The sequence below is a fragment of the Sorangium sp. So ce362 genome, from assembly GCF_051519845.1.
In the GTDB taxonomy this organism is placed as follows: domain Bacteria; phylum Myxococcota_A; class Polyangia; order Polyangiales; family Polyangiaceae; genus Sorangium.
Window position 1 is genome coordinate 1,049,854 of the sequence record NZ_CP150332.1, and the last position, 23,151, is coordinate 1,073,004.

Sequence of the window (23,151 nt, forward strand, 5' to 3'; positions counted from 1 at the left end):
GCCGATCGGGCGGCGCGGGCAGGCGTCTCGCGGCCAGGGCCGTGCACTGCGGCGCATCGGCCCTGCGCCGACCGGCGCTTTGCGTCCCGCCGCGGACCGAATAGGACATGCCGCCATGCACCCCGCACTTCGCGCCGAGCAGCTGGTGAAGCGGTACGGCGACTTCACGGCCGTGGACGGGATCGACCTCGCCGTGCACACCGGCGAGATCGTCGGCCTGCTCGGGCCGAACGGCGCGGGCAAGACGACGACCCTGCGGATGCTCGCCGGCATCCTGTCGCCGACCGCGGGGCGCGTCCTCATCGGCGGCGTCGACCTCGCCGCGAGGCCGCTCGAGGCGAAGCAGCGGATCGGCTTTCTCTCGGGCGACACCCAGCTCTACCAGCGGCTCACGCCCCGCGAGGTGCTCCGCTACTTCGGCAGGCTGTACGGCATGGGCGAGGCAGCGCTCTCGCGCCGCATCGACGCGCTCGTGGCCGACCTCGAGATGGACGCGTTCGCCTCGCGGCCGTGCAGCACGCTGTCGGCGGGGCAGAAGCAGCGCGCCAACATCGCGCGCGCCTTCCTCCACGAGCCCGAGGTGCTCATCCTCGACGAGCCGACGACCGCGCTCGACATCATCAGCGGCCGCTTCATCGTCGAGTCGATCCGGCGCGAGCGCGCCGCGGGCAGGGCCGTCCTCTTCTCGACGCACATCATGGGCGAGGCCGAGTACCTCTGCGATCGGATCGCCCTCGTGCATGAGGGGCGCATCGCGGACACCGGCGCGCTGCCGGAGCTCCTCGCGCGCACCGCCACGACGAACCTGACGGACGCCTTCCTCCACCACGTGGAGCGGCGCCGCCCGCGCGAGGCGCGCGATACGCCCGGGGGCGCCGGCGCGTCCGCTCCGGGAGGGACGGCGCGATGAGGCTCGCCATCGTCTGGACCATCCTCCGCAAGGAGCTCGTCGAGTCGCTCCGGGACCGGCGCACGCTCGTGCGCCTCGTCCTCGTGCCGATCCTCCTCTATCCGCTCTTCGCGCTCGGGATGAGCAAGCTCATCGGCTCCGAGGCGGCGGCGCGCGAGGCGCGCGCGTCGCGGATCGCGGTGTGGGGGGAGCTGGCCGAGGGCCTGCGGACGCGGCTCGAGCCGGCGGGCAAGATCGAGCTCGTGCCGTGGGCCGGCGCGCCGCCGGACGTGCGCGACGGGCTCCTCTCGGGGGCGCTTGCGCCGCCGGCGGGACCGGTGCCCCGGAGCGAGGAGGAGGAGGCGCCCGGGGCCGAGGACCCGCCGCCGAGGTGGACCGAGCCGGAGAACCCCGTGCTCGCCGCGGCGCGCGCCGCGGTGAGCGAGCGCAAGGTCGACGCGGTGCTCGTCCCGTGGCCCTCGCTGGGGACCGAGCTCGGGCGGGGCGGAAAGGGCTCGGTCGCGATCTACTTCGACTCGGTCCGCGCCGACTCGACCACGGCGGAGGCGCGCCTCCAGGGCGCGCTGCGGCGCGCCCGCGCGGCCATCGTCGCGGAGCGAGAGGCGGCGCGCGGCCTGCCCGAGGGGTTCTCGATCGCCTACGACGTCGTGCCGCGCGACGTCGCGGCCGACAGCCGCAAGGTCGGCCAGATCCTCGGCTCGATGATGCCGATGATGCTGATCCTGATGTCGCTCCTCGGCAGCTTCCTCCCGGCGATCGACCTCACGGCGGGCGAGAAGGAGCGCGGCACGATGCAGACGCTGCTGTGCGCGCCCGTGCGATCCATCGAGATCATCTCGGGCAAATTCCTGGCCGTGTGGGTCATCTCGCTGCTCACGGCGCTCGGCAACGTGGTGAGCCTGTCGCTCACGGTGAGCCGGATGCTGCCCGACGTGATGGTCGTCGATCCCTGGATCTTCGCGCTGACGTTCGCGCTGCTCGTGCCGGTCACGCTCCTGTTCTCGGCGCTGTTCCTCGCGCTCGCCGTGTTCGCGAAGGACTTCAAGGACGGCCAGAACGCGCTCATGCCGGCGTACCTGCCGCTCTCGCTGCTCGCCGGCATCACGGCCCTGCCGGTGGTCGAGCTCAACCCGTGGACGGCCTACGCTCCGGTCCTCAACATCGCGGTGCTGATCAAGGCGCTGTTCGTGGGGGAGGCGCCGGCCGATCTCCTCTTCACGGCGCTCCTCTCCTCGGCGCTCTACGCCTGCCTCGCGCTCCTCTTCGCCGCGCGCGTGTTCGAGCGCGAGAACGTGCTGCTCGGGGGCCAGGAGTCGGCGCGCGCCGTGCTGGGCCTCCGGCGCCGGGCCGGCGGGACGCCGTCGGCCGGGTTCTCGCTGGCGGCGTTCGCGGGCGTCCAGGTGCTCTTCTTCTATGGCAGCCTGCTCATCGCCCGCGCCAGCGTGGCCGTCCAGCTCGCGGTCTCGCAGGTCGGCTTCTTTCTCGCCCCGACCCTCGCGCTGGTCGCTGGCTTCGGCTACTCGCCGCGGGCGACGCTCGGCCTCCGGCGGCCCTCGGTCCGGGGCCTCGCCGGGGCGCTGCTCCTCGGGGTGTCGGCGTGGGCCGCGATCGGCGGCACCGTCCTCCGGTGGTTCCCCGCGCCGGAGCCCTTCGCCCGCGAGCTCGGCGAGCTCGTGCTGCTCGGCGGGCAGCCGTACCCTGTCGTGCTGCTGCTCGTCGCCGTGACGCCGGCCGTCTGCGAGGAGCTGCTGTTCCGCGGCCTCGTCTATTCCGGCCTGCGCCGCGCCGGGCCCGCGGTGGCGATCGGGGTGTCGGCGCTCCTCTTCGGGCTCGCGCACGGCTCGGTGTACCGGCTCTTGCCGACGTTCTCGCTCGGGCTGGTGCTCGGCTACGCGCGCCACCGCACCGGCTCGGTGCTGCCCGGGGCGCTCCTGCACGCCTTGAGCAACGGGCTCGCGGTGTCGCTGCTCTATTTCAAGCCGCCGTCGGTGCAGGGCATCATCGAGGGAGAGGTGCTGCCGTGGAGCGTGACGGCCGCGGGGGCGGTCGTGTCGCTGGCCGGGCTGCTCCTGCTCCGGTCGACGGTGCCGGGAGAGCCGGAAGACGGGGCGGCGACGAAAGCGAGCGAGCGCCGAGAGAGCGAGGCTGTCGGAGACGGCGCGGGAGCGGACTGAGGCTGGCGAACGCGGTGGCGGTGTGGGCGGGCGCTCGGGGATGGGCGGCCGCCGCGAGCGCAGCGCCAGTGGAACCACATCGCCGCGGCCGCAGGCGCGGAGTGCCGCGACGCGCTCAAGCTCTCCGGCGCGCGGTTTCAGCCGCTGCCGGACATCGCGAAGCCCAGCAAGAAGGGGTGCGGCATCCCGCACGGCGTGCTGCTGACGCGCGGCCCGACTGGCATCGTTTACTCGCCTCCGCTTCAGGTCGACTGCTCGCTGGCCCTCCGACTGGCCGATATCGAGCGCGTGGTCCAGGGAGAGGCGGAAGCGCACCTGAGCTCGCCGATCTCCCGCATCAGCACCCTGGGGAGCTACGCTTGCTAGGGAAGTGGTCGGCAGGATGCGCCGGTGGAGCGCGGTGCTGAGCGAGCACTCGTTCGGCAATGCATTCGATGTCGCGCGCTTCTCGCCGAAGCGCGGCCGCGCGATCAGCGTGCTCCGCGATTATGTGCGCTACGGGAACGACCCGAGCACCCGCGAGGGGCGCTTTCTCCGCGGCGTGACCCGTCGACTCCGCGCCGAGGGGGCGGCATCGCGCGTCCTCGGGCCGGACTGCGACGCGAGCCGCCGGGACCACCCGCACATCGATTGCGGCACGCCGCGCTGGTACTGAGCCGCGGCCCCCGCGCTCACCGCGGCCCGGCCCGCAGCTCGAGGATCCGCACGTCGTACGGCGCGAGCTCCACGGCGTGGACCGGGGATTGGCCGCCCAGCTCGGTCAGGTGTCCCGAGGCCACCTCGGGCTCGACCGAGAGCGGCTCGCCGGCCTGGCTGACCAGGAAGACGAAGCGGCGGCCATCCCGGTGGCGCAGGGTGTCGGCCGCGACGCGCGGGTCGTCCACGATCACCGGCCGCCGCACGCCGGCGAGCTCGGCGAGCGCGTCGTACAGCCTGTAGGTGGGCTCCGGGTTGATCCGCGGGGTCGCCGCGGCGAAGTGCTCGATCGGGTAGGTGCAGAGCACGACGCTGCCGCTCCCGATCTGGCGCCGCAACAGCGCCGGCCGGCCGCGCTCGTCGACCGCGACGACCTCCGCCCCCCTGGGCCGCACCGGCAGGTAAGCGCGGCTGTGCTCGGTGCCGGCGACCGGGAATGTGAGCGTCGTGCCCTCGGCGATCGTGCCGAACCGGCGCTCGAAGGTGAGCGTCACGCGATCGCCCTCGATCGGGTCGACCATGCCGTAGCGCAGCTGGTGCTCGACACCGAACATCGCATTGAGGTGCGCGTACCAGGGACCGCGCTGCGACCCGTGCGTGCCGTGGGAGTACGACGCATAGACCACCGCGCCGCCCGAGGCCAGCCGCTCCAGGAGATGCCAGCTCGGCGCGGTGAGCTGCTTGGCCGACGGTAGGAGATACAGCCGGCAATCCTCGGCGATCCCGTCCCGCTCCCGGGTCAGCCCGAGCGGCAGATCCGCCTCCTTCGCCGCGATGTAGGCCTGTCGCAGCATCGTGAACAGGTAGCTGCGATCCTCGGCCTCGGTGAACGGAAACGCGCCCTCCAGGTACGACGGCACGATCAGCGCCGCGTCGGCCGGCTCGCGCTCGCAGCCGAGGACGTCGATGTCGGCGAGCACCCTGGCGAAGCGGGCCATCTCCTTTAGCTGCGGCTTGGGGCGACCGTCGGTGGTCGTCAGCCCGAAGTGGAGCTCGAAGGGGTGATGCCTGTAGGGATCCTGGTGAATGAGATCGAAATCGGTGTTGTTCCAGCCGATCCAGCCGGTGGCGCCGGCCAGCAGCGTGTTGTGGAGGACCTGCCGGTAGTAGTGCGCGGCGTTCTCGTCGGACGCGAAGCCCGAGGACACGCCGAACTCCTCCAGCACCACCGGCTTGCCGAGGAAGCCCGTGAGCTCGCAGACGAACGCCGCGCCGTAATGCTGGCGCACCAGGTCGTTCTCCATCCGGTACACGTGCGGGCCGAGGAAATCGACGAGGGCGCCGAGGTCGCGGACGGAGAACCCGTTGTCGTTGCCGGTGACCTCGATGCCCCACGCGCCGTCGCCGATCGAGATTGGCTGGCTCGCCCCGCCGGCCCGCAGCGCCTGCACGAGCAGGCCCGCCCAGCTCGTGACCGTCTCGCGGATCGAGCGCTCGCGCTCGCCGTAGATCGGCATCTCGTTGGAGATGAGCCAGCCGGTCACCGCCGGGTGGCCCGCGAAGCGCCGCGCCATCTGCTCGCCGAACCACGCCTGGCGGGCGACCATCCACACGTCCCCGTAGAGATCTCGCCCGCGCCGCCAGGCCGGGTCCCAGTTCTCGCCGGACATGTGGCCGACGAGGAGGGTCGGGATCGTGGTCAGGCCGGCTTCCACATGCGCCTCGAGGAAATCGCCGTAGCGCTCCACGCAGCCCTCGTCGATCCGGTCGGGCTCCGGCATGAAATGGGGCCAGTAGAAGAACGATCGGGTCATCGTGAGGCCGTGCTCGGCGAGCACCCGGAGCTCCTCGCGGACCAGGGCCGGATCGTAGCTCTGCCACATGAGCGGGCCGCCGCGCCTCGACCAGAAATTGGCCCCGAGCCAGGCGACGGCCTGTTGACGAACAGCGACTTTGGCGAAATTGCGGTGCATATCCCTCGAGCAGGCGACTTAATCGGTTCAGTGTACAGCCTGCAAGGGAGGAACGCACCCCCGGCGGCGCGAGGTCGGCTCAGGTGCGAGGGGGCGGCGCGGTGCTGCCCCGCGTCGCCAGCGTCGGCGCGCTGCACTCGACGTCGGCGATCTCCTCGCCGGCCACGAGGCGCAGGAGCAGCGCGGCGGCGCGGGAGCCGTGCTCGGCGATGTTGCGGCGCACCGCGGTCAGGGCGGGGTGCACGAGCTGGCACAGCGCCGAGTCGTCCCAGGCCACGATCGAGAGGCGCTCGGGCACGGGGACACGCATCTCCTGGGCGACGGCGAGCGCGGCCACGGCCATCACGTCGTTGTCGAAGACGATGGCCGTGGGCGGCGTGGTCCCGGCGAGCAGCCGCCGCGTGGCCTGGCCCCCCGCCTCGCCCGTGTAATCCGCGTGGACCGTCTGCACCCGCTCCAGCCGGCGCTGGCGGGCAGCCGCGTTGAACGCCTTGGTGCGGAGCGCGGTGTGCATGAACTCCGCGGGGCCGGCGACCCGCGCGATCGACCGGTGACCGAGCGCGGCCAGGTAGTCGACAACCGCCCGCATCGCGCTCGCGTCGTCGCTCCACACACCCGCGAGCCGCCCCTTGCCCGCCGGTCCGCCGACCACCACCGCCGGGAGCTTCAGCTCCTCGATCAGCTTCACGCGCGGATCGCCCTCGCAGAGGTCGACAAGGATCACCCCGTCCACCCGCCGCTCCGCCCACCAGCGGCGGTACGTCTCCAGCTCGGCCGCGCGATCCTCGGTCACCTTGAGCAGCAGCGCCTCCGCCTTCTCGGACAGCTCCGCCTCAATGCCGGAGATGAGCTGCATGAAGAACGGCTCGATGCCGAGCGTGTGAGCGGGCCGATCGATGACCAGACCGATGGCGCCGGCCCGGCCGTCGGAGAGCGCCCGCGCCGCGTTGCTCGGCTGCCAGCCGAGCTCCGCCGCGATGGCCAGGATCCGCTCGCGCGTCGGCTCCGACACGCCGGGCCTGCCGTTCAGCGCGTAGGATACCGCTCCCTTGGACACTCCCGCACGCCACGCGATGTCCGTGATCGTCGGACGCTTCACGTCTCACCTCCGCTCCAGGCGACGGAGCGCGCCTGCCGTGTGGACCTGCTCCGTCTCATGGCCCCGGTTGGATAGCACGACGGCCTGCGGGCGAGCCTCACGCCGCGCACGGCCGGACGCCGCGGGAGGCTGCCGAGCCAGCGCAGCCGCTCCCACACCCTCGCCCACCGCAGGCGCCGCGGGCGAGGGGCCGCGCCGGACGAGCGCGCTCGGATCGGCGTCGCGTCGACAGGCAGCCGTGGACTGAATCGGTTCAGCGTTGTGAGCCGGCGCGCCTGTCAGGGGCGGCGCCGGTCACGTCACTTCCAGGAGCTCGCGCCCGGTGATGCCGAGCAGGAAGAGGATGGCGTCGAGGCCGCTCGCGGACAGCGAGGTGTCCGCGGCCTCTCGCAGCTTGGGCTTCGCCCGGAACGCGACGCCGAGGCCGGCGCGCTGGAGCATCAGGAGGTCGTTGGCGCCGTCGCCCACGGCGATGGTCTGATCGAGCAGCACGCCCTCCGCCTGCGCGATGGTCTCGAGCAGCTCCGCCTTGCGTTGCGCGTTGACGATGGGCCCGGTGACCCGGCCGGTGAGCTTCCCGCCCTCCACCTCCAGCGCGTTCGAGTAGGCGTAGTCGATCCCGAGCCGCGCCTTCAGCGCCTCCGCCGCGATCGAGAAGCCGCCCGAGATCACCGCGGTCCGGTAGCCGAGCCGCCTCAGCACGCGGATGAGCGTCTCTGCGCCCTCGGTGATGGGGAGCTCGGCGGCCAGCTTCCGGAGCACGCCGACGTCGAGGCCGCGGAGCAGCGAGAGCCGCTGGCGGAGCGACTCGTCGTAGTCCATCTCCCCTTGCATCGCCCGCTCGGTGATCTTCGCGACCTGCTCCGCGACGCCCTTTGCGCGCGCGAGCTCGTCGATCACCTCGATGCGGATGAGCGTCGAGTCCATGTCCATCACGACGAGCCGCTTGCTCCGGCGGAAGAGGCCCTCTCGCTGCAAGGCGAGGTCGAAGCTGCTCTGCGTGGCGAGCGCCAGGAGGGCCTGCTTGAGCGCGTCGGCCTCCTCCTCGCGCTGGAGCAGCACCTGGATCTCCACCGAGGAGAGCCGCTCGACCGACAGCCGCGCCACCTTCTCGATGTTCGCGCCGTGGGCGGCGAGGGTGGAGGCGACGTCGTGCAGCTCCTTGGCGCCGAGCTCCCGGCCGATCGCCGTCACCACGTAGCGGCTCCCGGGAGCGCGCGGCGGCGCGCCGCCGTCGAGCGGCTTGAAGTCGAGCGCCACGCCGAGCTCCTTGGCGGCGAACAGGAGCTCCTTGAGCGCGCTGCGCGCCTCGGGGAAGAGCACGAGCAGCGCGAGGTTCAGGTTTCCGTGGATCACCACCTGCTCGATGTCGAGCAGCGTGGCGCCGATGTCGCTGAGGACGCCGGTGAGCCGGGCGGTGATGCCAGGGTGGTCCCTGCCCGTGACCGTGACGAGGATGGGATCGGAGGCGGCCATCGCGGGCCCCTTAACAGGGCCGCGCCGCAGGGTCGACGTGGATTGCGCGCGAGGCAGGGGAGGGCGCCTGTGCCGGATCACCCCCCTTTCCCCCGCGCGCGCTGCCCCCTCCCCTGCGGGCTCCGTCGCTATCTGTAGCGCCCGCCCCCGCGCCCCGCCGCCGCCCGCCCGCCGCCCTTGCCGCCGGCCGCCGCCCGCGCGCCGCCGTTGGCGGCCGCGCCACCCTTGCCGCTCGCGCCCCGCCGGCTCGCCGTCCGCCCGGAGCGCGCCGGCTTCGCCTCGGCCACCTCGCGCGCGGCGCCGGCCTCCCCGTCGCCCTGCTGGGCCTTGAGCTGGCGGAGCTGATCGCGCAGCCGCGCCGCCTTCTCGAACTCGAGGTTCTCCGCCGCCGCGAACATCTCCTGCCGGATCGCGTCGATCTGGTCGACCACGTCCATCGCGGCGCGCGCCGCGTCGGCCGCGTGCTTCGCCGGGCCCTTCGACACGGCGTAGTAGTCGCGCGTGCCCGAGGTGGGCGACAGGTCGAGGATCGCCTTCTTGACCGTGGCCGGCGTGATGCCGTGCTCCTTGTTGTACGCCTCCTGGATCGCGCGCCGCCGGGTCGTCTCGTCGATCGCGCGCTTCATCGCGTCGGTGATGCGATCGGCGTACATGATGACCTCGCCGTTCACGTTGCGGGCGGCGCGGCCGATCGTCTGGATGAGCGAGCGCGGGCTCCGGAGGAAGCCCTCCTTGTCGGCGTCGAGGATGGCGACCAGCGACACCTCGGGCAGATCGAGCCCCTCGCGCAGCAGGTTGATGCCGACCAGCACGTCGAACTCGCCGCGCCGGAGATCGCGGAGGATCTCGACGCGCTGGAGCGTGTCGATGTCCGAGTGGAGGTAACGGACCCGGATGCCGAGCTCCGTGTAGTACTCGGTGAGATCCTCGGCCATCCGCTTTGTCAGCGTCGTGACGAGCACGCGATCGCCGCGGGCCACCCGCTCCCGGATGCGCGCGAGCAGGTCGTCGACCTGCCCGCCCACCGGCTGGATGCGGATCTGCGGATCGATGAGCCCGGTCGGCCGGATGATCTGCTCGACCACCGAGCCGGCCGACTTCTGGAGCTCGTAGTCGCCGGGCGTCGCGCTCACGAACAGGACCTGCGCGTAGTGCTGCTCGAACTCCTCGAACTTGAGCGGCCGGTTGTCGAGCGCGCTCGGGAGCCGGAACCCGTACTCGACGAGCGTCTCCTTCCGCGCCCGATCGCCCCGGAACATCGCCCCGACCTGCGGGACCGTCTGGTGCGACTCGTCGATGATGAGGAGGAAATCCTTCGGGAAATAGTCGATCAACGTGGGCGGGGGCTCGCCGGGCTTCCGGCCCGAGAGGTGGCGCGAGTAGTTCTCGATGCCATTGCAGAACCCCATCTGCTCCAGCATCTCGAGATCGTACATCGTGCGCTGCTCGATCCGCTGCTTCTCGAGGAAGCGCACGGCCCTGTCGTAGTGGTCGATGCGCTCGCGCAGCTCCTCGCGGATCGCCTGGATCGCGAGCCGGAGCTGCTGCTGCTCGGTGACGTAGTGGGAGCCGGGGAAGACCGCGTAGCGATCGAGCTGGCCCACCACCTTGCCCCGGACGGGGTCGACCTCCTTGATCGCCTCGATCTCGTCGCCGAAGAACTCGACCCGGATCGCGAGCGACTCCTCGTAGGCGGGGAAGATCTCGACCACGTCCCCGCGGACGCGGAACGTGCCACGGTGGAAATCGACGTCGTTGCGCGTGTACTGGATGTCAACGAGCCGCCGCAGCAGCTCGTCGCGGCGGATCTCGGTGCCGCGCTCGAGCTTGATCAGGAGCCCGTGGTAGCTCTCGGCCGAGCCGATGCCGTAGATGCAGCTCACCGAGGCGACGATGATCACGTCCGGCCGCGAGAGCAGCGCGTGCGTCGCCGCGTGACGCATGCGGTCGATCGCGTCGTTGATGATGGCGTCCTTCTCGATGAAGGTGTCGCTCGTCGGGACGTACGCCTCAGGCTGGTAGTAGTCGTAGTAGCTGACGAAATAGTGGACGGCGTTGTTGGGGAAGAGCTCCCTCATCTCACCGTAGAGCTGGGCCGCCAGCGTCTTGTTCGGCGCCATGATGAGGGTCGGCTTCTGCAGCTTCTCGATCACCTTGGCCGCGGTGAACGTCTTGCCGCTGCCCGTGACGCCGAGGAGGACCTGGAAGGCCTCGCCCTGCTCGAAAGCGGAGCAGATCTCCTGCAGCGCGCGAGGCTGGTCACCGCACGGCTTGAATTCGGAGACGAGCTCGAAGGGTGTGGGCATGGAGCGGAGGACCCTAGTGCGGCGAGCCCCTCCTCGCAACCTCCCCCGCGGCCAGGGCAGACGGCCGGGGCGTCCTGCCCTGCCTGGCCCTTCCAGAGCGGCGCGGGCCGGTTCTCGTCGGTTCTCGTCCGCTTCTCGTCCGCTTCTCGTCCGCTTCTCGTCGGTTCTCGGAGGCGCTTGACGGCGGCGCGGCGCTGGCGGATTCTAGGCGCTGCCGCGTCGTTGTGACGTGAGCCGAACACGGAGGTTAGGTCATGAGTGGGAATACACAGCACACCCATTGCGCCGCCGCCGTCGTCTCCGCCGCGGCCAGCTGAGCTCGTCTCCACGCCTTCGCTCCGGCGCGCGCGTGCCCTGATCGGCGCGCGTCCGTCCTGCGCTGCGCGCGCCTCGCAGGGCGTCCGCCCTGGCCGGGCGCGCCCTCCGGCGTGACGTCCTGATCGGTCGACGAGCTCCGCACCGCGGCGGCCCCGCGCGTGGAATGGCCGGCGCGGGCGCGTCCTCGCGCGCCGCCGCGCCCTGTCCGTCGATCGCCGCGCGCCGCAGCCAGCGCCGCGCGGCCGAACGCCATGGAGCGCTCGTCCGTCATGCAAATCGACTCCGATTCTCTCGTTGATCCGTCTTCTCAGAACGAACCGCGACCCGATCTGATCGGGCTCGGATGGACTCCCTTCTTCGCGAGCCAGCTCGCCTGTCTGGAGGACGCCGTGCAGCCCGCGCGCGTCATCCTCGCCTCCGCCTCGAGGCACCACGTGCAGACCGCGGACGGCCCGCGCCTCGCGGTCATCAGCGGGCGCCTCGCGCACGAGGCCGCGGACCGCGCGGCGCTCCCCACCGTCGGCGACTGGGTGGGGCTCAGGCCCGGCGACGGCGCCGGGCCCGCGTACATCGTGCACACGTTCGCGCGGAGCACGTGCCTGCGCCGCAAGGCCGCGGGGCCCACGGTGGAGGCCCAGGTGCTCGCGGCCAACGTCGACAAGGTGCTCATCGTCACGTCGCTGAACGCCGACTTCAACCTGCGCCGCCTGGAACGGTACATCGAGGCCGTCCTCGACAGCGGCGCTCGCCCGGTGCTCGTGCTCAACAAGGCAGATGTCTGCCCCGATCCGGGGCGGTTCGTCGACGCCGCGCGGGAGGTCGCGCCCACGGCGCCGGTCGCGCTGGTCAGCGCCCTGTCCGGCGCCGGCCTCGACGCGCTCCGCGCCGAGATCGGGGCAGGGGAGACCCTCGCCCTGGTCGGCTCGTCCGGCGTGGGGAAGTCCGCGCTCAGCAATCGCCTGCTCGGCGCCGAGATCCAGCTCGAGGGGGAGATCCGGGCGTCGGACGAGCGCGGCCGCCACACGACCGCCCACCGGGAGCTGTTCCTGATCCCGGGCGGCGGCCTCCTCATCGACACGCCGGGTGTGCGGGAGCTCGGCCTCTGGTCCTCGGATGGGGCGGGTCCGGCAGGCTTCGACGACGTCGAGGCCCGCGCCGCCGCCTGCCGCTTCCGGGACTGCGCCCATGACGGCGAGCCCGGGTGCGCGGTGCGCCGTGCCATCGAGGACGGCGAGCTCGACCCGGAGCGCCTGGGCGCGTACCTCAAGCTCGGGGCGGAGCGACGCTACCTCGCCCGGCAGCAGGACGTGCGCGCGAGGGTCGAGGAAAAGCGGCGCTGGAAGCAGATCTCGAAGCGAATGCGCGCCAATCCGAAGCAATAGAGCAACAGAGCGATTGAGCGACAGAGCGATAGAGCGATAGAGCGATAGAGCGATTCGTCGCTGCGCCGCGCGGAGGGGGCGAGCCCTCGGGAGCAGCCTCCCGAGGGCTCCCCCGCGTCCTGGCGCCCTCGCCGTCAGATCCCGTACTGCCGGAGCTTCTTGTGGAGCCCTTCTCGCGTGATCCCGAGCGATTTCGCCGCGTTGGTCTTGTTGTTGTTGTGCCCGCGCAGCGCTTCCAGGAGGAAGAACTTCTCGACCGCGTCCATCATCTCCTTGAGCGACCCCTTGGGCGTCCCCGCCCGCGCCACGAGCCCCTCGACCTGCCGGATCCGCGGCGTCAGCAGCTCCGGCGTCGCGAACGCCCCCGGCTCCAGCTGGATGACGAGCCGCTGCACCTCGTTCTGGAGCTCCCGGACGTTGCCCGGCCAGTCGTACGCGACCATGAGCTCCAGGGTCTGCTGGCTGAACCCGCCGCACGGCTTGCCGATCTCGTCCGCGTAGCGCTCCAGGAAGTGCGCCGCGAGCAGCTGGATGTCGTCGCGCCGCTCGCGCAGCGGCGGCAGGCGGATCGGGAACACCTTGAGCCGGTAGTAGAGATCCTCGCGGAATCGCCCCTTGGCCACCTCGTCCTCGAGGTTCCGGTTCGTCGCCGCGACGATGCGCACGTTGACGTGCTTCGGGCTCGTCGCCCCCACGGCGCGGATCTCGCCCTCCTGGAGCGCCCGGAGGAGCTTCGACTGGAGCGACAGCGGGGTCTCGGTGATCTCGTCGAGGAAGAGCGTGCCCCCGTCGGCGATCTCGAACAGGCCCTTCTTCTCCTCGGTCGCGCCCGTGAACGACCCCTTCTTGTGGCCGAAGAGCTCGCTCTCCAGGAGGCTCTCGGCCAGCGCAGCGCAGTTCTGCGCGACGAAGAGCTTGTCGCGGCGGCGGGAGCGGTAGTGCACGGCGGCGGCGATGAGCTCCTTGCCCGTGCCCGTCTCGCCCTCGATCAGCACCGTGACGCGCGTGTCGACCACCTTGTCGAGCTGGCCGATGACCTTGCGCATCGCGTCGCTGGTGCCGATGATGTCGACCGCGCTCCCGCCCCCGCCCCGGCGCTTCTCCTCGCGCCCCTTGAGGAAGCTGTTCTCCTTCTGGAGCCGCTCCTCCGCGAGCACGAGCCGCTTGATGAGCCGGGCGTTCGCCACCGCGAGCGACGCGTTCGCCGCCAGCACGAGGAGCGTCTCCAGATCGCCCGCGTTCAGCATCCCGGGCGCGCTCCGGTTGTCGGCCTGGAGCACGCCGATGATCTCCTCGCCCTTCCAGAGCGGCACCGCCAGGGTGCTGCGGATCGAGGCGCCCATCAGCGACTCGGTCTGCCCGACCTCGATCGGCGCGTCGGCGGCCAGCACGGCCGCGCGCTCCTTGATCACCTTCCGGTACACGCTGCGCGTGATCGGCACCGGCCCCGCCGGCGGCGCCCCGCCGCCCGACGCGGAGCGGACGCGCGTCAGCACCGGGACGAACACCGCCGGCGCCGCGCCCGCCTCCTGGTCGTCGTCGCGGAGCACCACCGTGACGTGCGTCGCGCTCGGCACCAGCGCGAGCACCGCGTCGGCGATCTCGGCGAGCACCTGGTCGAGATCGTTCGCCGCGCCGATGCGCTTCTGCGCCGCGTACATGGCCGAGAGCGCGCTCGGATCGCGCTCGATCTTCGCCTCGGCAGGCTCGATCTCGTCGAGGCGCCGGATCGAGACGACCCGCGTCTCGTCGGCCTCTTCCGGGATCTTCACCACCATCCGGGTGACCGCGTCGCCCGAGCCGAGCTCGATGACGTCCCCCGTCTGGAGGGCGACCGCGCTGCGACCGGGGCCGAGCTCCAGCCGCTCGCCCCGCCGCGTCACGCTCGTCCCGTTCGTGGAGCGCAGGTCCTCGAGGATCACCCCGTCGGCGCCGCTCACGATGCGCGCGTGCGCCCCGGAGATGTGGCGATCGTCGAGCACGACCCGGTTGTCCGGCGAGCGCCCGAGCGTGATCAGCTCGCCCTGGAGCTCGAAGGCGCGCCCGGCAGCGAGACCCTGGGTTACCTCGAGCACGATCATGGTTCTTTCAGCCAGGAAGGCCCCGTGAGAGGGCCCGGAGTAAACCGTCAAGACGGAGGAGACGCCAGGAAAAATCGGGATCCAGGCGCTCCGGCGAAACATCGCCCCCGGAGGGCGCCGGGAAAAGAAAATGTGGAAATTAGTTCTGGATCTTACGCTTGTGCGCCTGCGCGCTTGCCCCGTCCCGGGAGCTGGCCGCGGGACGGGGCGCGTGGCGCTGCGGGCTTACTGGGCGCGGGCGGTCAGGCGGTAGATGACCGTCTTGAAGGGCGCGTTGCCGGAGATCTTCTCGGGATCCCTCGAGGCCTCGCCCTCGTCGACGATCTTCTGCAGCTTGCTCGCGACGTCGGCGTCGCCCTTCGGCGAGAGGGCGTCGATGACCGAGACCGACACGAAGCGCACGGCCGCGTTCGAGGCCTTCGGCAGCGCGTCGATGATCTGCTGCCGGACGTCGGGGGAGCCGAGGACGCCCGTCATGTAGGCGGCCTTGATCCCCGTGAACTGGGTCTCCTTGGTCTGCGCCGCCGGGTCGCCGAGCTTCCCGATGTAACACTCGACCTTGGCGCCGCAGGCCCCGAGCAGCTCCTTCGCGAGCTTGATCTCCTTCTCCATCGACTTGCCGACCGTGCCGCCGCCGCTCGTGCGGGTGTTCGCGAGCCGATCGACGTCGGCGACCTGGTCGGGCTTCATCAGCTTGAGCGCCGTCTGCAGCGACACGTCGCGGATCTGCGCGACGTCGTCCTCCTCGCCGCGCGCCTCGAGCCCGGTCTTCACGATCCACGGCACGAGGCTCGCGTCGAAGAAGTTGCTCGCCGCCTCGGCGAGCATGACCCGCGCGTTGAGGCCGGCCGGCGGCATCTCGAGGCCCGCGGGCGTCTTCTCGTAGGCCGCCTGGAAGGCGGCGAGGGTCTCCGGCGTCCTGGGCACCTTGGTGAGCTCGCGCGCGATGATGGCGCGCGGCACGTCCTCGGCCTTCGCGAGCACGGCGAGCAGCGGCTGCACCGACTCCTGCCGGCCGATCGTCGCCAGGACGAGCGCGGCCGCCGCCACGTGGGCGGTCTCCGCCGCCTTCTTCTGCTCCGCGCTCGCCTTGTCGCCGGCGCCCTTCAGGTTCTCGATCTTCGAGTACTCGATGAGCTCCTTCTGCTCGCCCTGGAGCAGCGCGATCGCCGGCTGGATCGCGGGCTTGCCGATCTTCGTGAGCGCGAGGATCGCGGTCGTGGCGGCGTCCGCCTTGAGCGGCGACAGCACGATCTTGAGCAGCGGCACCACCGCCTTCTCGCTGCGCTGCCAGCCGAGCAGCTCCGCCGCGGTGATCTGCCAGAACAGCTCGTTCCGCATCGTGGCGACGTCCTTGGGATCGTTGATCGGACGCCCGAGCATCGTGATGAGCCCGTCCTCCCACGACTTGCTGTTGATATCGATCATCGCGTCGTGCACGTCGCGCGAGATGCTGGAGCCCTTCGCCTTGCCGTGCTGGAGCTTCGTGAAGACGGCCATGAGCGGCTCGGCGGCCTTCTCCGACTTCATCGCCCCGAGGCCGCGCACGGCCCAGCGGACGTCCTCCTCGGTCGACTCGGGCTTGTAGTCCTTGAGCGCCTTGATGAGGCAGGCGTCGCCGCGCGGGTCGCGCGTGTCGGAGATGAACTTGATGAGCTTCGAGTTCGTGCGCTCGTCGAGGTCGCCGGCCACGCATCGCTGCGTCATCGGCTCGATGATCTTGTCGAGCAGCGGCTTCACGGTCGGGCCGCTCCGGTCCTTGTTGTCGCGCGTCATCGCGTCTTCGAAGAACTGGACGAGCCGGTTGACCGAGGGGGTAACCGTCGCGGGGTCGTCGAGCCGCTTGACGTGCGTCTCGGGGTCGTTCTCGTCTGCGCAACCGGCGACGATCCCTACGGAGAGCGCCATCGACGACGCGGTGGCGGCCCCCAGGAGGAGCGAGCGAAGGAGCGGCAGGATGCTGCGTGCTGAGCGGGACATGGTGTTTCCTCCGGGACCTCGGTGATGCTGCCGGCCTGACCTCGCCGTCGCGCGGCGCGCGCTGCAGGAGAGGGGGTCAGCGGCTAGCCTTCGTTAGCCTGAGGGGACGAAAGCGGACAAAAACAGCGCGCGGCAGGGGGCGCAGCCCCCCTTCGGCCACGACGTGGCGCCGCTCCGTCATGGAAACGGCGGTGCCGAAACTATTCGGGGCCAGAGATCGTGTCAACGCGAGCGCGGCGCGGACACCAGCCGGCGGATCGCCGTCGCGAACAGCCGGTCGGGGATGACACGGCGCAGCGCGACGAGCGCCCGTGCGTCCCGGCCGATGAGGGTCCGGAACGGCGGCGAGGGGGCCTCGATGAGGCGGAGGATCGCCGCCGCGACCGGGGCGGGCGGCGGGGCCTTGGCGGCGTCCTGGAGGACGAGCTGCTCGATCGTCCTGGTCATGGCCGCGTAGGGGCCTTCGGGCGAGATGTGGGCGCCGCGACGCTGGTTCTCGTAGAAAATTTCGGTCTTGAAGGTGCCGGGCTCGACGAGGCAGACGTGGACGCCGAACGGGGCGACCTCCCAGCGCAGCGCCTCGCTGAAGCCCTCGACGGCGTGCTTCGTGGCCGCGTAGATGCTCACGCCGGGGAGGCCGACGAGCCCGGAGACGCTCGAGACGTTGATGACGCGGCCGCGCCCGGCGCCGCGCATCGCCGGGAGGACGGCGCGCGTCGTGGCCATGAGGCCGAAGACGTTTGTCTCGAACTGCGTGCGGACGTCGTCGTCCGCCTGCTCCTCGAAGGCGCCGCCGACCGCGATGCCGGCGTTGTTGACGAGGGCGTAGACGGGGCCGTGCTTCCGGAGGATCTCGCGGACCCGGTCGGGGGCGCTCGACGAGGCGACGTCGAGCGGCTCGACCTCGAGCGAGGCGCCCCGCGCGGCGGCCGCGGCGAGGAGGGCGCCGGCCTTCTCGGGGCGGCGCATCGTGGCGATGACCCGATGGCCCGCGGCCGCGCACGCGACCGCGGTGGCGAGGCCGATGCCGCTCGAGGATCCGGTGACGAGGACGAGGTGACCCATGGGGAAGGGGGGCGAGTCTAGGCGAAGCGCGGGGCGGGGAGGGCGGGCGAAAGGGCGCGGGCGGCGTCCTCGGCCTCCCCGCGCGAGGCTCAGCCGATGATCATCGCCTCGCTGAGGAGCCGGCCTTCCTTGAAGCGGCGGAGGTTCCAGCGATCGAACAGGGGGAGGGCGGTGCCCTCGGCGATGTGCTGGGCGATGAGCTTGCCCATGACCGGCGCGATCATGAAGCCGTGACCCATGAACCCGGAGGCCTGATAGAAGTGCTCCACCTCGTCGACCCCGCCCACGATGGGGTTCTGATCGGGGGTGAGGTCGTAACAGCCGGCCCACTGCCGCAGCACCTTCACGCTGCCGAGGACGGGGCACGCCGTGACGAGCGCCCGCGCATACAGCGCGAGGAACTTGTGGCTCGACCCCATGTCGAGGCCCTCGGGGACGTCCTCGTTGGAGATGCCGCCCACGATCTCGCCGCGCATCGACTGGGAAAAATAGAGGCCGTTCGAGAGGTCGGCGACGAGCGGGCCGAGCCAGGGCTTGAGCGGCTCGGTCGAGCAGATCTCGTGGCGGTGCGGGTGGTTCGGCAGCTCCACCCCGAGCAGGCGCGCGATCTCCGGGCTCCACGCGCCGGCGGCGTTGACAACCCGGTGCGTCCGGATCTCGCCGCGGTCGGTGACCACGGCGTCGATCCGCGCGCCCTGCGTGCGGAAACCGAGGACGTTCGTGAAGGTGGCGATGTCGACGCCGAGCTTCCGGGCGCGCTCGGCGTAGCCCCAGACGAACGGCCAGGGGAAGACGACGCCGTCGTCGGGGTTGTAGCTCGCCGCGACGACGCCCTCGGTCGAGAGCTCCGGCACGATCGCGCGCGCCTCGTTGGCGGTGAGCATCCGCGTCCCGAGGCCGCACGCGTTCTGCACGGCGACGCTCTTCTCGAGCGTCCGGCGGCCGGCCTCGCTGCGCACGAGGAAGAGGTAGCCGCCCTGCCGGAACCAGATGTTGATCTTCATCTCGCGGGCGAAATCCCGGCAGATGCGGATGCTCTCCTGCATGAGCCGGATGTTCCCCTCGCTCGAGAACTGCGCCCGGACCCCGCCGCCGTTGCGGCCGCTGGCGCCGCCGCAGAGGTAGCTCCGGTCGACGACGACGACGTCCGTGATGCCGTGGTGCCGCGCGAGGTTGTAGGCGATCGCGAGGCCCATGATCCCCGCGCCGACGATGACGATCTCCGCCTGCGCCCGCATCGCGCCTCAGCCGAGCTCCGCCCTCGCCGCGTCGACGACGGCGTCCTGGAGGGCGCCGTTCGAGGCGATGATGCCGCGCGCGAGCTTGAGCCCGGGGCCGGTGTAGTCGATGGGCGCGCCGGTGAGGTCGGTGAAGCGGCCGCCGGCGCCGCGGAGGACGGCCTCGGGCGCGCAGCTGTCCCAGAGCTTGGCGCCGCCGCCGCCATGCACGTAGAGGTCGACCTCGCCCGTCGCGATCCGGGCGACCTTCACGCCGACCGAGCCGCACGGGACGACCTTCGAGATGCCGAGCCGCGAGAGGATCGGCTCGATCTCCTTCGGCCGGTGCGACCGCGAGACGATGAGCGTGGCGTCGGCCGGCGAGGCCACCGGCGAGACCTGGAGCGGGCGGCGGCTGCCGTCCCTCGCCTCCAGGAAGGCGAAGCCCCCGCCGTCGCCGGCGCGGCCGGCCAGCGCCTCGCCGGTCGTGGGCATCACCACGACGCCGAGCGCCGCGCGGCCGGAGACCGCGAGCCCGATCATGACGGCGAACTCGCCGTTCCTGTCCGCGAACTCGCGCGTGCCGTCGAGCGGGTCGACGAAGAACACCCGCTCCCGCCCGAAGCGCGCGGCGAGCTCCTCGGCGGCCGGGACGCTCTCCTCGGCGAGGATCGCCTCGCCGGGGAACGCGGCCTCGAGCGCGCCGCAGATGAGCGCGTTCGCCTCGCGATCGGCGCGCGTCACCGGATCGCCCGGGCCCTTCATCTCCACGATGAACGGCGTCGCGTACACGTCCATCACGATCGCCGCCGCCGCGCGCGCGATGCGGACGATCTCGTCGAGCTCCCTGTCGCTCTGGCTCATCCTGCTCCCCCCTCGATCCCCGCCTGCTTGAGGCGCTCGGCGAGCTCCATGAGCGCCGTGCCGCGGAGGTAGGGTGGCATGCCGGCCTCGCGGACGAGCTGGTCGAGCTGGGCGACCGAGCGGGGGCCGAGCACCGCCGACGAGACGAGGTTGTTCGAGAGGACGAAGCGGAGCGCCGCCGAGCGGAGCGAGACGACGGCGCCCGAGACAAGCGGCCGGAGCGCGTCGAGCTGGCGGAGGCGGGTCCTGAACTCGTCGCGGGTCCACCGATTGACGCGGTGATCGTCGGCGTAGAACTCGCGATCGGCGCTCCACTGGCCGGCGAGCAGCCCGTGCGCGAGCACCGAGCGGGCGAGGACGCCGGCGCCGCTCTCGGAGACGTCGCCGGCGACCTCGTGGAGGTCGCCGGGGAGGAAGGCGTTGTAGGCGATCTCGATGACGTCGGCCTCGTCGCGCAGCGCGGAGCGGGCGACGTCCGCAGAGCCGGCGCTCACGCCGAAGGCGCGGATCTTCCCGGCCTGCTTGAGCTCCTTCAGGAAGGCGAGGGGCTCCTTGTCGCGCATCGCGGCCACGGTGGGGTTGTGGAGCAGGACGACGTCGACGACGTCGCGGGCGAGCCGCTCCTGGGACCGCTCGAACGCGGTGCGGAGGTAGGCCGGGTCGAAGCGCTTCGTCGGCGGGAGGCCGTCGAGATCGGTGCCGATCTTCGTGACAACGAACGTCGTGCCGGCGCCCTGGAGCCGCTTGCCGAGGAGGCGCTCCATGTCGCCGCGGCCGTAGACGTCGGCGGTGTCGAAGAGGTCGATGCCGACGGCGATCGCGCGGTCGATGACGCGATCGACCTCGACCTGGGAGACCGGGCCGTAGCCGTCGCTGGAGAGGCCCCAGGTGCCCAGGGCGAGCTCCGAGACCTGCAGGGTTGTCTTGCCGAGGGGGCGTTTCCTCACGGGCGGCGATCTACACCAGCGCGGGAAGGGCGCCACGAAATAGGCAGCCGCGCGAGGAACAGCCCCAGGAGGAGCCAGAGCGGGCCGTGGCCGGCATCCCTCGCGGCGCTGCCGGCGGCATCGTCGAGCAGGCAGCCGCCGGCGATGCAGACCCCGCCGGGGCACGGAGAACTCTCGGCTTGCTGCCCTCGACGCAGGCGCCGTTCGGCGCCTCGCAGACCGCGAGCCTGCAGGTGCTCGGATCGGGCTGGGGGCACAGGAACGGGTCGCTGCCGACGCACCGCCCCGCCTGGCAGGTCATGGCATCCTGAGAGCGCGCCGCGATCGGCGCGCCGCGCGGCCAGCTCACGCCCGTCGGTCCGGACGTCGAGGTCGAGCCCGCGCTCCGGTCCGTCAGCGACGACGGTCGCCCCCACCTGGCCGCCACCGGCGCTGCCGGCGTCTCCGTCGTCTTCTCCCTCCTTCTCCCTCATCGACGACCACCCGCGAGACGGCGCGCCGCGTCGCACGCGCCGCCGTGCCCGGAGCGGTGGGGCCGCCCCGTGGTCAGGCGTCCCCCATCGAGCCGCCGCGTCCGGGCGAAGGGCGCCCCTCCAGCGGCCCGCGCGCCGGCACGGGCCGCCGGGGCGCCACGTCCCTGCGCGCTTGGTCGCGGAACGATCCATGCCAGAGGAGCCGGGGAAGGGGAGTGATGTGGGAGCGCGCGGGGCGGCTCCGCCGAGGGCAGGTCTCCACTGGACATGCAGAGTCGACCCCTGCCCGTGGGCGACGAAGGGGGCTGTAGAGTATGGCGAAATGGCCTAATGAGGCATCGAGGGCCGAACCCGTCAGCGACCGGAAGTCACGGCCGCCTGCGGCGAGCACCTCCGCGCGGCGCGCGCTGGAGCTCGTGGCCGTCCGAGGCAAGGACGTGATCGGCGTCCGCCACCTGCTCGCCGAGGGGCGGGCGCACATCGGCGATACGCCCGCGTCCATCGCGCGCGTGCCGTCAGGAGAGCTGGATAGAGCGGCCCCCGTCATCGCGGAGGTGACCGGGGCGCGCTATGTGCTGTACGTACCGCGGCGAACGCGGGCGCGCGTCCACGGCGCCGACGGGCTCGGTCGCCTGCTGACAGGCCCCGCCGACATCGAGCTCCAGGAAGGAGACCGCGCCGTGCTCGTGATCGGCGCGGTCCAGATCCGCGCGCAGATCGTGCCCATCGAGATCATCTCCCGGCTGGGCGCGTCCGGTCTGCGCTGGATCGGCCTCCTCGGCGCCCTCTACCTCGTCGCGCTCGCCATCTGCGCCGTCCTCGCGCCGCGCGACAGTGCGCGCCTCGACGAGGGCTCGATTCGCCGCGTGGTCAGCGCGGCTGCGGCGCAGCTCTGGGCAGAGCAAGCCTCGGCGCCCTAGCGCGCAGCATCCTCCCCACGGACGTTTCCGGCCCCCGGACGTTTCCGGCGGACAGGCCCGCAAGTCGCGGAATGCTATCCTTTCGCCTGTCATGCGACTCAAGGCCCCCGCGTTCCTTCCGTTCCACCTCCCGCTGTGTCTGCTCGCCGTCGCCGGCTGTGGCGGCCCGTCCGCCAAGGACGAAGGCCCGACCAGCCCGCCACGGGCTGGAATCCTGAGCTTGCCGTCCGGCTGGAACACCCTCGAGCCGGGCGGCGAGACGACGTGCGCGCGCGGCGCTCCGTTCAAGTACCTCGTACGCCCGGGCACCGTGAATCGCCTCGTCGTCGAGTTCCGCGGCGGCGGCGCGTGCTGGAGCGCCGCCACCTGCGCCCCTGGAGTAGAACTCTTCCAGGAGACGGTCAGCGAGGATCCCATGACGACCGGGATCTACGATCATGAGAACCCGGACAACCCGTTCAAGGACTGGCACCATGTCTATATTCCCTACTGCACCGGGGATATCCACTGGGGCGACAACGTGGCCACGTACGGAGAGGGGAGCAGCGCCGTCACCGTCCGGCACAAGGGCGCCGTCAATGTCCGCGCCGCGCTCGACTGGGTCTACGCGAACGTCCCCGCCCCCGAGAAGATCTTCGTGACGGGGTGCAGCGCGGGCGCGTATGGGTCGATCATGTGGTCCGCGCACCTGCGGGAGCACTACAAGGACGCGTCCGTGGTCCAGTTCGCCGACAGCGGCGCGGGGATCATCACCGAGGCCTTCTTCGAGGACAGCCTCCCCTCCTGGAAGCCCGAGGGCGTCTACCCGACCTGGATACCCGGCTTCGACCCGGCCGAGCTCGCGAAGCTGTTCGTGCTCTACGAGAAGCTCGGCGCGCATTACCCCGACATGCGCCTGTCGCAGTACAACACGGTCCAGGACGACGATCAGATCTTCTTCTTCAATGCGATGGGCGGCGGCGGCGCGGAGGCGTGGTCGGACGCCATGAGGGCTTCCATCGCCCATATCGAGGCGTCGACGCCGAGCTTCCGCTCGTTCCTCGCCCCCGGCAGCGCTCATTGCATCCTCTGGCGGCCGGAGTTTTACTCCGTCGCGTCGGGCGGAACGCGGCTCGTGCGGTGGCTCGACGCGCTCGTGAACGGCGAGCCGCCGCAGAGCGTCGCCTGCGACAGCTGCGGTTCGCCGTAAGAGGGGACACCCGCGTGGGGTGAGCGCCGCCCTCGACGCGGCGGGCCGGGGCCGCGGCGCCTCCGGGCGCGCTCCGGAGCCGCCGCGGCGGCGCAGGAGCGCGCCGGCCGGGGCCGCGGGGAGGCGCCGTGGGCCGCTCGG

At 71.7% G+C, this 23,151-nt stretch carries 18 protein-coding genes; 8 read left to right on the top strand and 10 right to left on the bottom strand.

Features of this window, described 5'->3' with window-relative positions; all coding sequences use genetic code 11:
• The first annotated feature begins 115 nt into the window (after nucleotides 1–115).
• The 4 genes from WMF17_RS04180 (at nucleotide 116) to WMF17_RS04195 (ending at nucleotide 3,739) form a co-directional block, all read left to right on the top strand.
• Entirely contained in the window at nucleotides 116–910 is a 795-nt protein-coding gene (locus WMF17_RS04180; protein WP_437648230.1) for an ABC transporter ATP-binding protein, read from the top strand.
• Nucleotides 907–3,084 carry an ABC transporter permease subunit/CPBP intramembrane protease gene (locus WMF17_RS04185; protein ID WP_437648232.1) on the top strand — a complete coding sequence of 726 codons (2,178 nt, stop codon included), beginning with the start codon at nucleotides 907–909 and terminating at the stop codon, nucleotides 3,082–3,084. The genes WMF17_RS04180 and WMF17_RS04185 overlap by 4 nt, the downstream gene beginning before the upstream one ends.
• A 78-nt stretch (nucleotides 3,085–3,162) precedes the next feature.
• A complete protein-coding gene (locus WMF17_RS04190; RefSeq protein ID WP_437651284.1) occupies nucleotides 3,163–3,450 on the top strand; it encodes an extensin family protein in 288 nt (95 codons plus the stop codon).
• Between the two features lie 16 nt (nucleotides 3,451–3,466).
• Nucleotides 3,467–3,739, top strand: coding sequence for an extensin family protein (locus WMF17_RS04195; protein WP_437600664.1), 273 nt, complete (start codon nucleotides 3,467–3,469; stop codon nucleotides 3,737–3,739).
• 16 nt (nucleotides 3,740–3,755) lie between these two features.
• Here the strand turns inward: WMF17_RS04195 and WMF17_RS04200 are convergent, their stop codons facing one another.
• From WMF17_RS04200 to uvrB, 4 genes are all read right to left on the bottom strand, one after another.
• Nucleotides 3,756–5,693, bottom strand: coding sequence for a glycoside hydrolase 5 family protein (locus WMF17_RS04200; RefSeq protein ID WP_437648234.1), 1,938 nt, complete (start codon nucleotides 5,691–5,693; stop codon nucleotides 3,756–3,758).
• Between the two features lie 79 nt (nucleotides 5,694–5,772).
• Nucleotides 5,773–6,792 (bottom strand): LacI family DNA-binding transcriptional regulator, encoded by a 1,020-nt coding sequence (locus WMF17_RS04205; protein ID WP_437648235.1) that lies wholly within the window; start codon nucleotides 6,790–6,792, stop codon nucleotides 5,773–5,775.
• Nucleotides 6,793–7,086: 294 nt separating this feature from the next.
• On the bottom strand, nucleotides 7,087–8,268 hold the full coding sequence (serB, locus tag WMF17_RS04210; RefSeq protein WP_437648237.1) for a phosphoserine phosphatase SerB: 1,182 nt from the start codon (nucleotides 8,266–8,268) through the stop codon (nucleotides 7,087–7,089).
• A gap of 128 nt (nucleotides 8,269–8,396) precedes the next feature.
• A complete protein-coding gene (gene uvrB, locus WMF17_RS04215; protein WP_437648239.1) occupies nucleotides 8,397–10,574 on the bottom strand; it encodes an excinuclease ABC subunit UvrB in 2,178 nt (725 codons plus the stop codon).
• Nucleotides 10,575–11,161: 587 nt separating this feature from the next.
• On the opposite strand from uvrB, the gene rsgA reads away from it, so the two are divergent.
• The gene (rsgA, locus tag WMF17_RS04220) at nucleotides 11,162–12,274 is read left to right on the top strand and encodes a ribosome small subunit-dependent GTPase A (RefSeq protein ID WP_437648241.1); all 1,113 of its coding nucleotides are present in this window, start codon (nucleotides 11,162–11,164) and stop codon (nucleotides 12,272–12,274) included.
• A gap of 134 nt (nucleotides 12,275–12,408) precedes the next feature.
• Here rsgA and WMF17_RS04225 read toward each other — a convergent pair whose 3' ends face one another.
• The 6 genes from WMF17_RS04225 to WMF17_RS04250 form a co-directional block, all read right to left on the bottom strand.
• Nucleotides 12,409–14,355 carry a sigma 54-interacting transcriptional regulator gene (locus tag WMF17_RS04225; RefSeq protein ID WP_437600670.1) on the bottom strand — a complete coding sequence of 649 codons (1,947 nt, stop codon included), beginning with the start codon at nucleotides 14,353–14,355 and terminating at the stop codon, nucleotides 12,409–12,411.
• A gap of 225 nt (nucleotides 14,356–14,580) precedes the next feature.
• On the bottom strand, nucleotides 14,581–16,335 hold the full coding sequence (locus WMF17_RS04230; protein WP_437600671.1) for a hypothetical protein: 1,755 nt from the start codon (nucleotides 16,333–16,335) through the stop codon (nucleotides 14,581–14,583).
• Between the two features lie 222 nt (nucleotides 16,336–16,557).
• Nucleotides 16,558–17,400 carry an SDR family oxidoreductase gene (locus tag WMF17_RS04235; protein WP_437648243.1) on the bottom strand — a complete coding sequence of 281 codons (843 nt, stop codon included), beginning with the start codon at nucleotides 17,398–17,400 and terminating at the stop codon, nucleotides 16,558–16,560.
• Between the two features lie 89 nt (nucleotides 17,401–17,489).
• Entirely contained in the window at nucleotides 17,490–18,638 is a 1,149-nt protein-coding gene (locus tag WMF17_RS04240; RefSeq protein ID WP_437600673.1) for an NAD(P)/FAD-dependent oxidoreductase, read from the bottom strand.
• Between the two features lie 6 nt (nucleotides 18,639–18,644).
• Nucleotides 18,645–19,481 (bottom strand): 3'(2'),5'-bisphosphate nucleotidase CysQ family protein, encoded by an 837-nt coding sequence (locus tag WMF17_RS04245; RefSeq protein WP_437648245.1) that lies wholly within the window; start codon nucleotides 19,479–19,481, stop codon nucleotides 18,645–18,647.
• Nucleotides 19,478–20,428, bottom strand: coding sequence for an aldo/keto reductase (locus tag WMF17_RS04250; RefSeq protein WP_437600675.1), 951 nt, complete (start codon nucleotides 20,426–20,428; stop codon nucleotides 19,478–19,480). The genes WMF17_RS04245 and WMF17_RS04250 overlap by 4 nt, the downstream gene beginning before the upstream one ends.
• 86 nt (nucleotides 20,429–20,514) lie before the next feature.
• Between WMF17_RS04250 and WMF17_RS04255 the strand changes: the two genes are divergently transcribed.
• From WMF17_RS04255 to WMF17_RS04265, 3 genes are all read left to right on the top strand, one after another.
• Nucleotides 20,515–20,739, top strand: coding sequence for a hypothetical protein (locus WMF17_RS04255; RefSeq protein ID WP_437600676.1), 225 nt, complete (start codon nucleotides 20,515–20,517; stop codon nucleotides 20,737–20,739).
• Nucleotides 20,740–21,215: 476 nt separating this feature from the next.
• Nucleotides 21,216–21,821 (top strand): hypothetical protein, encoded by a 606-nt coding sequence (locus tag WMF17_RS04260; protein WP_437648247.1) that lies wholly within the window; start codon nucleotides 21,216–21,218, stop codon nucleotides 21,819–21,821.
• Between the two features lie 91 nt (nucleotides 21,822–21,912).
• Complete coding sequence (locus WMF17_RS04265; protein WP_437648249.1) at nucleotides 21,913–23,010, top strand: pectin acetylesterase-family hydrolase; 1,098 nt, start codon at nucleotides 21,913–21,915, stop codon at nucleotides 23,008–23,010.
• Nucleotides 23,011–23,151 lie beyond the last annotated feature (141 nt).